The organism is Arthrobacter sp. Z1-15, assembly GCF_054792395.1.
The window spans coordinates 86,240-100,384 of sequence record NZ_CP096455.1 but is presented as its reverse complement, the minus strand read 5'-3'; the positions used below and the strand labels follow the sequence as shown (position 1 = coordinate 100,384).

General features: G+C 60.4%; 12 protein-coding genes and 1 pseudogene. 2 read left to right on the top strand and 11 right to left on the bottom strand.

Translation table 11 applies throughout. From position 1 onward, the window contains the following. Window positions 1-13: 13 nt before the first annotated feature. The 11 genes and pseudogenes from M1D40_RS18690 to M1D40_RS18640 form a co-directional block, all read right to left on the bottom strand. Window positions 14-2,449 (bottom strand): glycoside hydrolase family 3 N-terminal domain-containing protein, encoded by a 2,436-nt coding sequence (locus tag M1D40_RS18690; RefSeq protein ID WP_461171108.1) that lies wholly within the window; start codon window positions 2,447-2,449, stop codon window positions 14-16. A gap of 525 nt (window positions 2,450-2,974) precedes the next feature. Further along, window positions 2,975-4,189, bottom strand: a complete 1,215-nt coding sequence (locus M1D40_RS18685; protein ID WP_461171107.1) for a family 1 glycosylhydrolase — start codon at window positions 4,187-4,189, stop codon at window positions 2,975-2,977. Window positions 4,190-4,207: 18 nt separating this feature from the next. Next, window positions 4,208-5,032: a Gfo/Idh/MocA family protein gene (locus M1D40_RS18680; protein ID WP_461171106.1), complete on the bottom strand. Its 825-nt coding sequence runs from the start codon at window positions 5,030-5,032 to the stop codon at window positions 4,208-4,210. Window positions 5,033-5,321: 289 nt separating this feature from the next. Then, window positions 5,322-5,747 carry a nuclear transport factor 2 family protein gene (locus M1D40_RS18675; protein ID WP_461171105.1) on the bottom strand — a complete coding sequence of 142 codons (426 nt, stop codon included), beginning with the start codon at window positions 5,745-5,747 and terminating at the stop codon, window positions 5,322-5,324. Window positions 5,748-5,904: 157 nt separating this feature from the next. Then, a complete protein-coding gene (locus M1D40_RS18670; RefSeq protein ID WP_461171104.1) occupies window positions 5,905-6,666 on the bottom strand; it encodes an SDR family NAD(P)-dependent oxidoreductase in 762 nt (253 codons plus the stop codon). After that, a complete protein-coding gene (locus M1D40_RS18665; protein ID WP_461171103.1) occupies window positions 6,663-7,229 on the bottom strand; it encodes a cupin domain-containing protein in 567 nt (188 codons plus the stop codon). The genes M1D40_RS18670 and M1D40_RS18665 overlap by 4 nt, the downstream gene beginning before the upstream one ends. A 27-nt stretch (window positions 7,230-7,256) precedes the next feature. Beyond that, on the bottom strand, window positions 7,257-8,225 hold the full coding sequence (locus tag M1D40_RS18660; protein WP_461171102.1) for a PDR/VanB family oxidoreductase: 969 nt from the start codon (window positions 8,223-8,225) through the stop codon (window positions 7,257-7,259). 73 nt (window positions 8,226-8,298) lie between these two features. Beyond that, entirely contained in the window at window positions 8,299-9,201 is a 903-nt protein-coding gene (locus M1D40_RS18655; protein ID WP_461171101.1) for an acetoacetate decarboxylase family protein, read from the bottom strand. Between the two features lie 186 nt (window positions 9,202-9,387). Next, a pseudogene (locus M1D40_RS18650) lies at window positions 9,388-10,141 on the bottom strand (transposase family protein); the annotation flags it as partial. Window positions 10,142-10,198: 57 nt separating this feature from the next. Further along, window positions 10,199-11,110: a tyrosine-protein phosphatase gene (locus tag M1D40_RS18645; protein ID WP_461171100.1), complete on the bottom strand. Its 912-nt coding sequence runs from the start codon at window positions 11,108-11,110 to the stop codon at window positions 10,199-10,201. Between the two features lie 651 nt (window positions 11,111-11,761). Then, the gene (locus M1D40_RS18640) at window positions 11,762-12,817 is read right to left on the bottom strand and encodes an MsnO8 family LLM class oxidoreductase (protein ID WP_461171099.1); all 1,056 of its coding nucleotides are present in this window, start codon (window positions 12,815-12,817) and stop codon (window positions 11,762-11,764) included. 100 nt (window positions 12,818-12,917) lie between these two features. Between M1D40_RS18640 and M1D40_RS18635 the strand changes: the two genes are divergently transcribed. Both M1D40_RS18635 and M1D40_RS18630 read left to right on the top strand, forming a co-directional pair. Beyond that, window positions 12,918-13,379 (top strand): MarR family winged helix-turn-helix transcriptional regulator, encoded by a 462-nt coding sequence (locus M1D40_RS18635; protein WP_461171229.1) that lies wholly within the window; start codon window positions 12,918-12,920, stop codon window positions 13,377-13,379. Window positions 13,380-13,542: 163 nt separating this feature from the next. After that, window positions 13,543-13,743, top strand: coding sequence for a hypothetical protein (locus tag M1D40_RS18630; protein WP_461171098.1), 201 nt, complete (start codon window positions 13,543-13,545; stop codon window positions 13,741-13,743). Window positions 13,744-14,145: the final 402 nt, after the last annotated feature.

Here is a 14,145-nt window from a genome sequence, read left to right as displayed (position 1 = left end):
ATGCTGGCTAAGTTCAGCTGGGAATCAGGGCAGACCGGGACACCGAAACGCGACTCAGGTACGAGCGTCGGTTTTCGAGGTTCACGGTGTCGCCGGTGATCATGAAGCTGGAGCGACACGGAAGCTGTGATGAGCTTGAACCGACGCTGATATCAACCGTTCCCGGTTCGACGATGAAGCGTCCGTCCATTCCGGTGAACCCCAACTGCGCTGTGTCCACGGTGCACGTCAGGGTTGCTGTCTCGCCTGCTTCGAGGTGGATGCGTGAGAATCCGGCGAGCTGAAGCGCAGGTCGGGTTATACCTTCGGCCTTTTGCGAGACGTAGAACTGGGCGACATCCGAGCCGTCGTGATCTCCGGAATTGCGAACAGTCACGGTGATGGTGATGGCGCCCCCGTCGCCAGGGACAGCTTCTGCGTCGAGAATGGCGTCGGAGTACTCGAAGGCCGTATAGCTCAAACCGTGTCCGAACGGGTACAACGGGCTGTTTTCCAGGTCGATGTAGCTGCGGAACATGTCTGCCTCGCTGCGGCGGTAGCCGCTGCCGTGCTTCTGGCTGTAGTACAGCGGGACCTGGCCGGTGGCGCGTGGGATCGTGTAGGGCAGCTTGCCGCTGGGATTTACGTCCCCGAAGAGCACTGATGCGATGGCTTGGGAGCCCTGCGGGCCGGGATAGTAGGCGACGACAGATGCGGCAAGGAGCTCATCAACCTCTCCGATCGCGTAGGCGCGGCCCTGGTAAAACACGCCCACGAGCGGGGTGCCGGTCGTGGCCACGGCGCGGACGAGGTCGATCTGGTGTTGCGGCAGCTCGACCCTCGCCGCGTCGGTGCCTTCACCTTCGGTGATCCGTGTGCCGAACCAGCCTCCCCGTCCTCCCAAAGCGAGGACGACGACGTCGGCTGAGGCGGCCGCCTCGACCGCTTTCTGCACATCCTGCGGATCATCGGGGTGGATATTAACCCCGGTGGTACTCGTGATGTCGCTCTCGGGGGAGGCTTTGCGGAGGGCCTGCCCGAGATCCATGGCGCCGTAACTTGCACGAACGATGGCGTCGGTGTCAATGGACATTGCGTGCGCGTACTGGGCTCGTTGTGCAGCCTCGCCGGAACCGCTTTCTTCACTTGAGGTGGTGCTGACACCAGCCATTCGAGATTCCCCGGTCAGGATGCCCTTGGTCATATCGAGGCTCGACGGGTAGGTGTAGGCGGCGAAGTTGACCATCGCCGAGTCGGCGTTGGGGCCGATCACCGCGATCCGGGTGCCCTTCGCGAGGGGTAGGACGCCGTCATTCTTCAGCAGGGTGATCGACTCTTCCGCCAGGGAGCGTGAAAGTTCCTGCCCCTGCTCGGCTATGCCGCTCAACTCGATCGGGTCTTCACTGACGTAGGGGTTCTCGAACAGACCCACTTTGAACTTGTCGGCCAGGACCCGTCGGACAGCCTCGTCGAGCACGTCCTCTTCAAGCCGTCCCGACTCGATCGCCTCGACAAGGTGATGCCCGTATCCGGCGATGCTTGGAAGCTCCACGTCCAGTCCGGCCTTGAGTGCCAGTACCCCTGCGGCAGCAGGAGTCGGCGCCACGTGTTGGCGGGTGGCGAGCCAATCGACCGTGCTGTAGTCGGACACGACGCTTCCAGTGAAGCCCATGCGTCCGCGCAGAAGATCGATCAGCACTGTCCGGCTTGCGCCGACCGGTACACCGTCGATCTCGGAGTAGGAGTTCATCACGCTTGCAAGCCCTGCGAGCTTGATGGCGGCCTCGAACGGGGTCCCGTACACGTCGTACAGTTCTCGTTCGCCCAGCTGGGTCGCCGCCATGTTCTGGCCGGCTTCCGTCATCGCGTAGCCCAGGAAGTGTTTCGCGGTGGCCAGCACCCCGGTGCGAAGGTCCTTGCCCTGCAGCCCACGGACGAAAGCGACGCCTATCGCGGTCGTCAGATAGACGTCTTCCCCGTAGGTCTCGTGGACGCGGCCCCAGCGTGCATCCCTGGCAATGTCCAGGACCGGAGACAGTGCGTGCAGTGAGCCGACGGACCGCATCTGCCGGCTGATGGTCTGAGCCATCAGCTCCACCGCATCCGGATTCCAGGTCGCTGCCAGACCGATGGCTGTCGGGAACGACGTGTATCCCGGCGCTAGGAACCCGTTCAACGCCTCGGCATGGAACATTGCAGGGATACCCAGACGTGTGCGCTCACAGAGGTAGCGCTGAACCGTGTTGGTGATTTTCGCGAGGTTCTGCGGGGAGGAAGCGCCCATCATGGCCAGGTTCGACACGTGACCGATGCCGTTCTTGAGAACGTCGTCGAGAACAGCATCGGCGGGCCCGTCCGGCCCGAGAAGAACCGCCGGCATGATGGCAGAGACCTGCTGCGCTTTCTCGACCAGAGTCATGCGGGAGAGGAGGTCGTTTGCCTGTTCTACCGCAGAGGAGGGGTTTTTCATCGGGACTCTCTTCACTGATCGGCGACCTTATAGGGCTGCTTGTTGGTCGGACGAGGAACACACAAAATGCGCGTCGCCCGCAATGACTGTGGGTAGGGCCGGGGTCACGCTGCTGCAGGGGTTACGACGGCCTGCCGCATGAGGCGCTACGGGCGTGTTTCGGCGATCAGAATCAGACACAACAGAACTCCCTTGTTCGGTCAGTAAGCAAGGGCTGTCAGCGCCGTAGCAGCGAGATCCCGTGCGGGCTCGGCGGCAGAGCCGAGTTCTAGAAGTCGAATCACGATTCGACTTATCTATTAGCCCAGAACGTTAGCACAAGAAGTCGAAGCACGCTACGAGTTTTAGCAACGTTTCGTGACGGGGCAGAGGTCAGTGACTGCCGCGCCGCCGGACCGCTCGAGACCTTTTGAGGAAGGAGTTCCACCAACGGCATGCGGGGTAGAGCGTTGACGGCACATCCGGGGTGGTTGCGCGATTGGGGCATAGTCATGGCGGAGGAGCCGGCAGCTGGCTGAGTATCGCCTACACCTCGCCTCGTCCGACGCAGCTGCCCAGCCATGCCAGGCTCGGTTTTGGGTGCCGTTCGAAGGTCTTGGGGTCGACGGCGATCAGTCCGAAGGTCGGCTCCCAGTGACCCCACTCGTAGTTGTCCAGGGCCGACCAGTGAAGGTAGCCGCGCACATCAATACCGTCGGCCATCGTGCTTGCTAGTCCCTTCAAAGCATCAGTGGTGTAGGCGATGCGCTGCTCGTCGTCCTGCGTTGCTATACCGTTTTCTGTCACCAGGATCGGTGTTTGACGGGTCACCTCCCAGGTATGGCGGACAGCCAGGGCGAGGGCGTCGGGTCGATAGGCGGTGCCGACGAGGGTGTCATCCAGGTGGGGCTGGTGCGAGACGAGCCCGTTCACATCCACTTCTTGGCTGCTGTATGCCTGTACGCCGACGAAGTCGTCGTCCCGAGCGGCTTCGAGGTAGAGGTCCTCCCGGATGTAGTTGAGCTCGCGCAGCGTTTCTTCCGCACCCGGTTGTGCGGTCAGAGCCCCGTTGGCCACGGTCCATCCCACCGCGGAATCGGTTGTGGCGTGCAGGACTTCCCGGGCGGCTTCGTGCGCTGCGACGAGCCTCTGACCGATAGCAGGGTCAGGGTCTGGCAGCGACACGGCGCTCCACATGCCCTCCTCGTCAGTGACTGCGTCAACGGTGGGGCTTTGCCACTGTGTGGTCTGCCCGACGAGGATTGATTGCATGATGGTGACCGTCATCGCCTGCATGTTTGGTTCGTTCATGGTGATGACGTAGGGAACATCTCCCAGAATGCTCGAAGCGTGCTGGACATAGGTGACGAAACGATCGGTGGCCTGATTGGTCAGCCAGCCGCCCTCGTCAGCGAACCACTTGGGCGTGGTGAAGTGCTGCAGGGTGATCACGGGCGTCAGCCCGAGCTGTAACGCCTGGTCGATCATGCGTCGATAGTGGGCTAGCTCAGCTCGTGAGAAGTTACCGGGGGTGGGTTCAATGCGAGCCCACTCGATGCCGAAACGGTAGGAGTTTAGACCGGCGTCAGCCAGCAGTTGCATGTCCTCGGCATAGCGGTGGTAACTATCGACGGCATCACCGCTGCGCTGAATTCCGGCTACGCCCTCTCGAGCCCACCAGTCGCTGTTAACGTTGTTCCCCTCGACCTGGTGGGGGGCCGTTGAGGCGCCCCAAAGAAAGTTGGTTGGGAAGTGGGACATGGCAAATTATCTCCTTACCTAGAGTTTGATACAGGACGTTCGAGGTGGAGCAACACGACCGGCAGTGGAGCGCGCTGTGGGGCTTCCATCTGTTCGTTGGCAGTGAGTCAAACCTTGCTTCGAGATGCTTATCACGGGCGGGGTTCCATGCCTGCCGCGTTGTAAAGGGCGTCGAGGGTCTGGAGTTGTTGTACTACTGCTGCGGAATCCGTGCCGACGCCGGCCCCGACTTGAATGGAGTCCCGAAATGTTTCCAGCTGATAGGTGTAGGTGGACTTCCGGCGCGCGGACGGGGTAGTACCCGACATCCAAAAGGCTGCCCCCGCCCGACGCCGGATTCCATCGGATATCCCTACCCGGTGGAACGGGGATGCAGAAGGTTGCCCGGGCCGAGCGAATTTTCCCGATCTCTCCCGCAACCAGGATTTCCCGTAGCCGGCCATGCTGTGGTTGGTAGTGGGTGTGATAGGCCTCCATCACGACCCGGTCCGATGTTGCAGCAACCGAGGCTACGCGGGTGGCCGCTGCTGCGTTGCTCGTGAATAGCTTTTCGCACGGCACGTGTTTGCCGGCCTGGACAGCGGAGATTAGCCACTCGGCGTGCAGGGCAGCGGGTAGAGCAAAGTACACCGCGTCGATTTCCGGGTCAGTGAGCATCGCCTCATAGGAAGAATGGGTGCGGGGTATGCCGCGCTTGGCAGCGAATGCCTGTGCACGCTGAGGAACCCGGACAGCGATTCCGGAGATTTCGATTCCGTCCATGTGTTGCTCTGGGGCGAACTGCGCGGTGCGAACGATCCGAGCAGCGCCGAGAACCCCGATACGAGTAGAGGAGACTTTCATGAGGCTCATTCCTGAGCAGTGACTAATGACGGAGCCAAAGCGGACATTGGTCGGTGGAGTTCGCCGACGCGGTGGAAGAACACGGCCGGTTTCTCTTGTGATGGGAGCTGTAGGTGTGCGAAACGGAGCGCCGTTTGTAACCCGCGCCGGCCTGCATGACAACAGCTTTCCGTGCGCGAACGAAGCCCGGCTCCACAGCTCCTCGGCCGCATCCATCGAGGCCTTTGGCGCCTCACTGCACTCATCGCGTCGTTTCGACGGCTGGGATGCTATCCCGAGTAGGTGCTTATCAGGCGGTAAGCCATTCTTCGATACCTTCGTGCGAGAACTTCTCCAGCGCGTAGGCGGTATCGGGGAACTCGTTGAGCTCGGCGACGCGGCCCTCTTCGGAGAAACGGAAATGGACGGAATAGAAATTCTCGTAGTCCAGGCCCTTGTTTGTGACAGCCCGAGTAGTGACTTTAAGAGCTGCCTTGTAATCCTCGACGACGATGTCTGTGATTTCGGGCTGCATGCCGTTCGGGTATAGGAACTTCGCGATTTTGGCGACTGTAGCGAATCCTTCATGTCCGAAGTATTCGCTGTGCCCGACCTTGTAGTAGGCGTCCGGCTCCACCAGATGCTCGTACGCTGCCGGGTCAAACGTGCAGAAGTGGTCATAGAACTGAATTGCCAGCTCTCGGGATTTCGAGGCTACGTCGGTGCTTTCAACCATTGTTTTTCCTTTTGTTGAAGGTACTTCTAGAGTTATGAACTGGGGATGTCACGCGATTTCCTCTGGGCGCACCTCCGTGTCGCCCTAAGCTGAGTATGGTCCTCCTCGCGAACTCGTCGTCTTTAGCGCAGCATTCGTTCCGAGAACGTGGGGCTCGTTACGAGGCACCGACTTCCATGAAAGGTCGTGTCAGCGCCAGCATGTCGGGGTACTTCTGCAGGTGAGCGCCCCCGCTGATGTCGAAGACTGCGCCGGTGATCCACGTTGCTTTGTTCGAAGCGAGGAAAGCTGCCACATCGGCGATCTCTTTCGGCTGTGCAGAGCGACCGAGCGGCGTGTTCTCCGCGAACTGGTCGAGGAGTCCTGGCAGTTCACCCGACCCTGCGGTCATCGGCGTTTCTACTCGGCCGGGCTGGATGGCATTGACCCGGACTTGACGCGCAGCCGACTCGAGCGCGGCCACCTCGACGAGCATGGTGGCTCCGGCTTTGGACGCACAGTACGCGCCCATTCCGGTTCCGGGCTGCCGCGCATTGAGGGAGGAAATAACGGTGATACTTCCACCCTCGGCGATAACCCGACCGCCGTGTTTGAGGACCAGGAAGGTCCCCGTCATACAGACAGAGACGGTTTTCTGCCACGCCTCAAGTGAAAGCTCGGTGATGGCGCCCACGAAGGTCAGGCCCGGGCAGCTGACCACGGTGGTCAGATCTTGGATGCTTTCGAATCCCGCGGCGACGGAGCTTTCATTGGTGACGTCCATGGCGATCGCGGACGTGTCTCCTCCGATTTCTGCCGCAGCTGACTTAGCTGCGTCCAAATTGACGTCGGCGATCGTTACACGAAATCCGTCGTCGTGGAGCGCTTTGGCTGTGGCGAGCCCGATTCCCGATGCTCCACCGACGACGACCGCGCTCATCGTGCGACCTCGGTCTTCTCGGACTTGGAGTCGAGGAAGTTGTCTCGTGCCGCTGCCCAGTCCTCGCGGTGGTCAGTGGCGTACTGGAGGCGGTCCTTCCAACGCGTTTCGTTGCTGTCCGCGTACTGGTAGTCGAACGACACCGACGTGCGGAACTCGACGACCTCGACGCCCTCTGGTCCGGCTTTGTAGCGGTACGGGGAGTTCTTGGGGACGAAGAATCCATCGCCTGTGCCGAGTGTGCGCTTGCCAAGGATGAGGCTGCCGGAAGCGATGTAGTACAGGCAGTCGCCGTCGTGGCTGTGGGGAGGTAGGTCGTAGTTGGGAGCCAGCCAGGCGTGGACCAGGCTGAGCCCATTGGTGTCGGTAGAGCCCTCTGGGGGAGTGTCGAGGAACAGCACGCGGGAGACGAGGCCGACTCCCAAGCTGTCGTCCTTGGCGTTGTTGATGATTGCCTCTGGAGTTTCGCCGAACTGCATGATTCCGGTCTCGAGAAGTTCAGGCGCCTCTGCATAGGTAAAGGGGCGGATGGAAGGACGAGCCCCCGGGGGTATGGTGGTCATTGTGTTCCCTTCTTCATTGAATGGTTATTACAGGTCAAGGACGAGGCGACGGTTCTTAGCCCGGCTCACGCAGAGCATGATGCTTTCATTTGCTACCCGCTGCTGGTCGGAAAGATACTCATCGCGATGATCGGGTACCCCGCTGAAGATCTTTGTTTCACACGTACCGCAGTACCCCTCCAAGCAGGAATAGGGTTGGTCGGGTCTGAGCGGCAACAGCGCGTCGATGATCGTTTGATCCGCACCCACCGTAACCACCTCCCCTGACCGCGCAAGTTCAACCTCGAAAACTGTGTCCGCCGGCTGAAGTGCGTGGACATCGCCGGATCGCTGAAACCGCTCCAGATGAAAATTCGCGTCGAGGCCGAGGGATGAACACGTCGCTGAGAGTGCATCCAGCATCGGCGCCGGACCGCACCCGTAGATCGCCGCGCCTTCACCTGCTAGAAGGAGCTCTTCCTTGAAATCGGTTCGTCCATGGGTGTCCTCGGGCATCAGCTTCAGGACACCGCCCGGAACGTTCTCCAGTTCCGTCTGGAAGGCCATGGCGTCACGATTGCGAGCCCCGTAGACGAGACGCCAGGGAACCTGGAGATCGGCGGCACGCCGAACCATCGCCAGAAGGGGGGTGATCCCGATTCCACCGGCGAAGAACACGTACTCAGAGGCGGGCACGAGCTCAAAGTTGTTTCGTGGACCCCGGATCTCGACCGTGCTTCCCACCTCGAGTTCATGCATGGCCTTAGATCCGCCCTGGCTGGCCGGATCAAGGAGGACTCCCACTGTGTACCCGTGGGCGTCGGCCGCGTCACCACACAGGGAATACTGCCGCACGATACTGGGTCCTAGGCAGACGTCCAGATGCGCTCCTGGGGTCCAGGGTGCTACCGGTTCACCATCTGTCGGTTGAAAGCGAAAGGCCTTGATCCGATCAGCGATAATTTCAGCCCTAGTGACTTCAAACTTTCCGAACTCGGTCTCGTAAATTCGCCCCATAGCGGGTCACCTTTCTGAAGGTGTTCGATCAACGCAGGCGTGTGAGCGCTGACTATCAGGTCGGTCGGTCCTACTACACGGTGAGCGGAAGCTGTTCCACCACGAACATGCTGCTGATCGTCTCGTGAGGAGAATCTGCGACGATCACGCTGGCGGCGATGAACTTGCCGACCTCGAGCTGGTCGAGAGCCTCCGACTCGCTGGGCCAGAACTCCAGGTGGAGCGGCTCTGCGGCAAACTCCTTCTTCGGTGCGTGCCCTGCGTTCGCGTTGATGTCGCTGGAGACGATGCTGCGGTCAACGAAGCCCTTGTAGTCCACCGTCGGAATTTCCCTCACCGCGAGCACCGGCACCGACCCGAGGCGGGGAGCCGACTCATTGTCAGCATCACTACCACCCCGCGGTGCCCCGACACGGACCCGGAGACTGGCAATCCGTCGACTCTTCCGGTCTACCGTAATCAGGATTTCATCACCCTCTTCGACCGACGCGAGGTCGCCAGCCACCTCCACCCCGTTCCGGTAGAAGCGAAGGTCCCCGAATTTCTTCAACATGCCATAGACCTGGCCGGAGAAAATCAGCATCTCCGGGATTGTTTTGTCATGAGCAGGGCCGGCGCCATCCACAAACTCCCACCCGGCCTGCGCCTTCGTGCCGTTGTGATCGATAGGAGCCCACAACGAGAACCCTGTATACGGGGCTACCCGGCCGTCTCGCCCACGGAAGTTCGGGGAGGTAAAGGCCATGATCGTGCAGAAGGCGGGCGCGTCCAGGTCGACCTGCAGGGGTGGAGGCGCGATGAGTTTCTGCATCGCCCTATGAGTCGTCTCGAACGTGAGCTGCACCCGTGTCATGTCCGCGTGCTGAGGAGCGTCGTAGCCGTGCATGGCCGGCGTCCCGGGCCGTGCGCCCAGGACATTTGATACGCCCGCTGGATTCTGATCCGCACCGTAGTCGACCCGGTCTGCATCTGACATCTTGTTCCCCCTACGAGGTGAGTTGAACGACATTGTCCTGAAAGCTTCGTGTCACCTGGTGTGACTTGTTAACCGCTAAGCACGCGAATCGTTATTCGCACGAATGGTGATTCGTAATCTAGTCTGTGGCCTAGGTCACTGTCAAGATAAGGTCAACGGCACTACCTTGACAGGCACCTGAGGGAGCGAGCCGCGGCTCTCATGCACCACCGTTCCTGCCGAGCGGGGTGCCCGCAGTGCGTTCTCCAGCGCGGCGACGGCCAATGAGGACTCCATTCGCGAATCCATCGAGTAGCCCAGGAGCCTGCCTGAATAGACGTCCTTGATCGCGAGGTAGAGCTTGCCCTCAACGGTGGGGTGCTCGGCGATGTCGGTGAGCCAAAGATCGTTCGGCACCGTGGCCGTGAAGTTCAACTCCACCAGGTCCTCGTGCACCGGTGGTCCCGGCCTCCGGTACGGGCCACGCTTCTTGGAGAACACTGGCCAGATGCTGTAGTCCCTGCATAGAAGCTGCACTCTGTTCTCGCCGGCGATGAAGCCCTTCTCTGAGAGCTCGTCAGGTATGAACCGGTATCCAAACTCCGTATCATCGGCATGGATGCCCCAGGCCGCGTTGACCAGATGTGCGTCGACCCAGTCCCTGACGGCCACCGGGTTCGCTCTCTACCGGTAATAGCCTTGCTTGATTATTGCCCAAAACCCTACAGGTCACCGCCACGGGAACTCCCTCGGCGGCAAGATCTGTGGCCAGCGGGTAGATCATTTTGGGTTGATGTTCCTTGCCAGATAGGCGGCACCCCGGCGCAGAATCTCGTTCTTCTGCTCAACCAAGCGGTTACGCTTCTTCAGCTCCCGCAACTCGGCCGACTCGACCGGTGCCGGGCCGGGTCCGGATTCCTTACGCTCCGATGGCAATCCACCGTTTCAGCGTCGTGACCGAACCGGGGGCAGTCCCGAACAATAACATCGCGTTGTAGATGCGATGTTGAGTCTTCGATCAGCTAACCAGCTTTGCCTTGATTGTTGCGATTGTTTCTGGGCTCAAGCCCAGACCATGTGTCAGATACTTGTCGACGGTGCTGTACTTCGTGGTGATCTCATCGAATCCCGCATCAAGGAAGCTCTGCTGCACCCCGAGCAATGGGGCGTAGGCGTCCGCGGTAGGCTGTCCACCTTCCGCTGCAATTTTGGCGAGAGTGTGACTGATCGAGTCCTTCGAGTATTCGTTGGTCAATAGATAGTCAGCGGTGATGTCCTCGCGCGAAACTCCCGCAATACTCAAAAGCATGGCGGAGGCCCAACCTGTACGGTCTTTGCCTGCTGTGCAGTGGATCAGTTGGGGACCCTCGATTTCGGCCAAGTCGTTGAGCAACTGAGCGAAGCCTTCACGCTGGGCCGGATCGTTGACGAACATCCGGTTCATGTCTTCGAGCATTCGCATGGACGTTTGTGGTGTATCGATGTCGAGGTCCGCTGCGGCCACGGTGACACCATCGCCTGAAATATTGATGTTGGAGCTGGTTGCGCCTGCAACCGCTACATTCGGCTTAGCTTCAATCTCCGATGTCGTGCGGAGATCGTAGATGGCGGTGATGTCGAGGCTTTCGACAGTGTGGACGTCCGATGGGGTCAAGGTCAGTGCATTGGACCGTAAGATGACGCCGTGATTGACGCGTTCACCACTTGCGGTGACGTAACCGTCGTTGGGCCCGGCGAGGTCACGGAAGTTGTCTGCACTGCTCAATCGGGGGGTAGGGCTGGTAGCGATTGATTTGGTGGCGGCCGGGGTGGAGTTGGGAGAGGTTGCGGTACTCGCATTACTGCTACATCCACTGACGAGCAGAATACCTGCGGCGAGGGAAGCTGCCGTGGCATTTTTCCTCCATGAGGAGGTAAGGCGAGTAGACAAGGGGGACTCCTAATCAAAAGTGTTTACTAGAACCCACCCAAGGGTGGAGAGCGAACATGTCCGGGCATGAAGGCGCGGGTTGCTATCAGATGAACGATCGGTAAATGGGTGGATGACGGCTTGCGGAGCCCGTAGACATGCTTGTTCTTACTCAGGCTGCAGTTGGTCATGCAGCGGTGCCCGACGGCACCTTGGGGGACCACAACGGAGACCACAAGCGGCTCCTCAACTTCTTCCGCGATGGCTGCAAGAGTGGCATATCGCGAACCCGTCATTGTTGGGCTGTCGTCTGTCCAAAAACGGAAGTCTTCCGCCACAGCCAAGAGGTCCAGCCCATCTCCCGATTAACCCGCACCACAGGGGATTTTTGTCTACGTAAGGCAACAAGAGACCCGCTCGAGTTGGTAAGCTGACATCGTCATGGACTGCCTTTGATTACACCGATCCGGTGATGGATCCGAGACTGTGGCGCCGCCCCTGACGGCAGGCGGCGGGTGGCCGGGTGCCCCTACGTGAGTGCAGTCTAATTCGACAGCCTCCGGAGGACCTGACCGAATGTCGCCGTGTCAGTGTCAGTGTCAGTGTCGCGGGCGTGGCCGTAGCTGGCGGAGCGTTGAATAGTCTAGGAGTGGTCTGCGGCACCTGACCGCGCTATTGCATAGTTTTTCCGCGCGGTGCCGTCCGCGGCGTGAGGCCGAATATCTGGGCGAGGAGTCCGTGGGAATGGCGTCGGGCAGCGGGATCGGCGATGAGGTTTTGGATCATAACTTCATCGGCACCACTTTCGGCGACCATCTGCTCCAAAGTGGCGCGCACATCATCGGGTCCGCCAGCGACGAACCTGGGCCACCGGCCATCGACGATGGTAGTTGGCTGATCCTTCTCGGCTTGACTCATCTCGCGCGCGGCTTCATCGGGGGAGGGTACTACGACGGATCCGGCGGCGCGGCCAGCACGACTGAGTCTGGAGTAGTAGCCCTTCGGTGAGTTCGCCAGATGCAGGCCGTCAGCGGTAGTGTCACCGACTGCGACATTGACCGCTAAGATCGCCCGCGGGGAGTCAAGCCCAAAGCCTTGAGGTTGGAAGCTCTCCCGGTACTGACGAAGGGCCGTCGCAGCGCTCATAGGATTAATAAAGCCAGCGAACGTGTAACCGATACCCAGGCCGGCGGCGAGGTTTGAACCGTTCGGGCTGGAGCCCAGTAGCCAGGTTTGCGGCACCTCGGGCACAGTTGCCATTAACGGATGGTTGGCGAACGGGTGCTCGCCAGGAAATGCCTCGTAGAGCCAGCTCAAGGTTTCAAGCACCTGCTGCTGATGGTCTGTCTGCGCTGGGTTTTGTCTATTCTGCTGAAGCGCCAGATCGAGTACGGGTCCCGCGGTCGCCCGGCCCATGCCTAGGTCGATCCTGCCTGGAGCCATGGCCTCAAGTTGCTTGAACGTCTCGGCCACCTTGAACGGGCTGTAGTGATTCATCAGCACCGCGCCCGAGCCCAATCGGATCTCGGAGGTAAGCATCGCGGCGGCTGCGATCAGGAGCTCGGGGTAGTGCGAGGCACCTGAGCGGCTCAGATGATGTTCTGTGAACCAGATGCGGTGAAAGCCCCGCTGTTCAGCGTGGCGTACGGTCTCCAGCGTATCGGCTAGAGCGTCCTTTTCGGTACTTCCGGGCGCCACAGTCCCGAGATCAACAATGGACAACTTCATGTATTGGGCGCTCCTTGCAGCGGGGTGGACTCGACAGTAGCGAGAAAAGTTAGTTTGGCCAAGCTTTGCTTTCTCACGGCTGGGTATTACTGTGGCAAACATGGAGGAGACTCTCGATGATCTGGAACGGTCCCTGGCCGCAGTGCTGCGGCTGCTGGCCGATCGCACAACGTATGGCGAGATTGCCCAGCGCTGCGGTTACAGTCTTCCCCCGGCGTCTTGGGCACTGCTGGAGTATCTTGACGCCTACGGTGAGTTACGGGTCTCGGATATCGCGGCCTGTCACGGTGTTGATGTCTCGTCGATTACCCCGCGCCTGAAGCGGCTGGAGAACGAGGATCTTATTCGGCGTGAACGGATACCCACCGATGCACGCGCATTTCTCATTAGTATCACCGGAGAGGGGGCACAAGCCTTGCAGAGTATCCATTCCGCGCGGCGGGGGATCCTCTCACAAGCTCTTAACGGCGCCGATTCTGTGACTCTGTCGAACGCCGCAGACGTACTAAGGAGCATCGCGGTCCATCTATCCAGCGACTCTGCCCGGCCTGTGCATCTATGATTTTATTTACGAATGAAATTACGGCGCTGACGGAGCTTGCCCGCGGCGAGGACGAAACCATTTCTCCGGTGGGTGCCCACAATCCGGACGAGATTCGGCTACACTTGCGGCAGCCGGTGCGCTCCGGGGGTGCCAATCGAATGCGCCATGCCTCAAGTTCAGCTTGCAGAACCGTGTTCTCACCGCCGAACTTCGAGATGACACAATGGCAGACGCCGTCGTCAGTGCGGCGATCGAGCACTTCGAGACGTTGGACGGGCTGGTTAACAACGCCATCAAGCCGCCCTCACCCTTCACCTCGCAAACCGCCAACGAGTTTGAACTGTCCTCCAGCACGGGACCGCGGCGACCTTCCTGCTCATGAAGGCCGCGTACCCGCACCTCAAAGCCGCTGGCGGAGGTTCTATCGTGAACCTTGAATCCGGCGCCGGGGCTGCAGGCGAGCCAGGATTCGCCACCTAGGATGCAGCGAAGGAGTCAATTCGAGGGTTGACCTGGGTTGCGGCGGTCGAGTGGGGCGTCGACAGCATCCGGGTGGACGTCGTTCTGCCTTTCACCAACAGAAGGGACAGTGTTTGGGAGCAGAGTGATCCCCAAGCCTTCCAGGCTGCGATGGACTCGGTCCCGCTCAAGCGGATCGGTGACCTTGAGACCGACGCGGTGCGCTCGTCTCCTTCCTCCTCGGTGATGACTCGACATACATCAGGGCCCAATCCATTTTCGTCGCCGGCGGATCGGGCGTCTCCCGGTAGACGACGCGACAGCC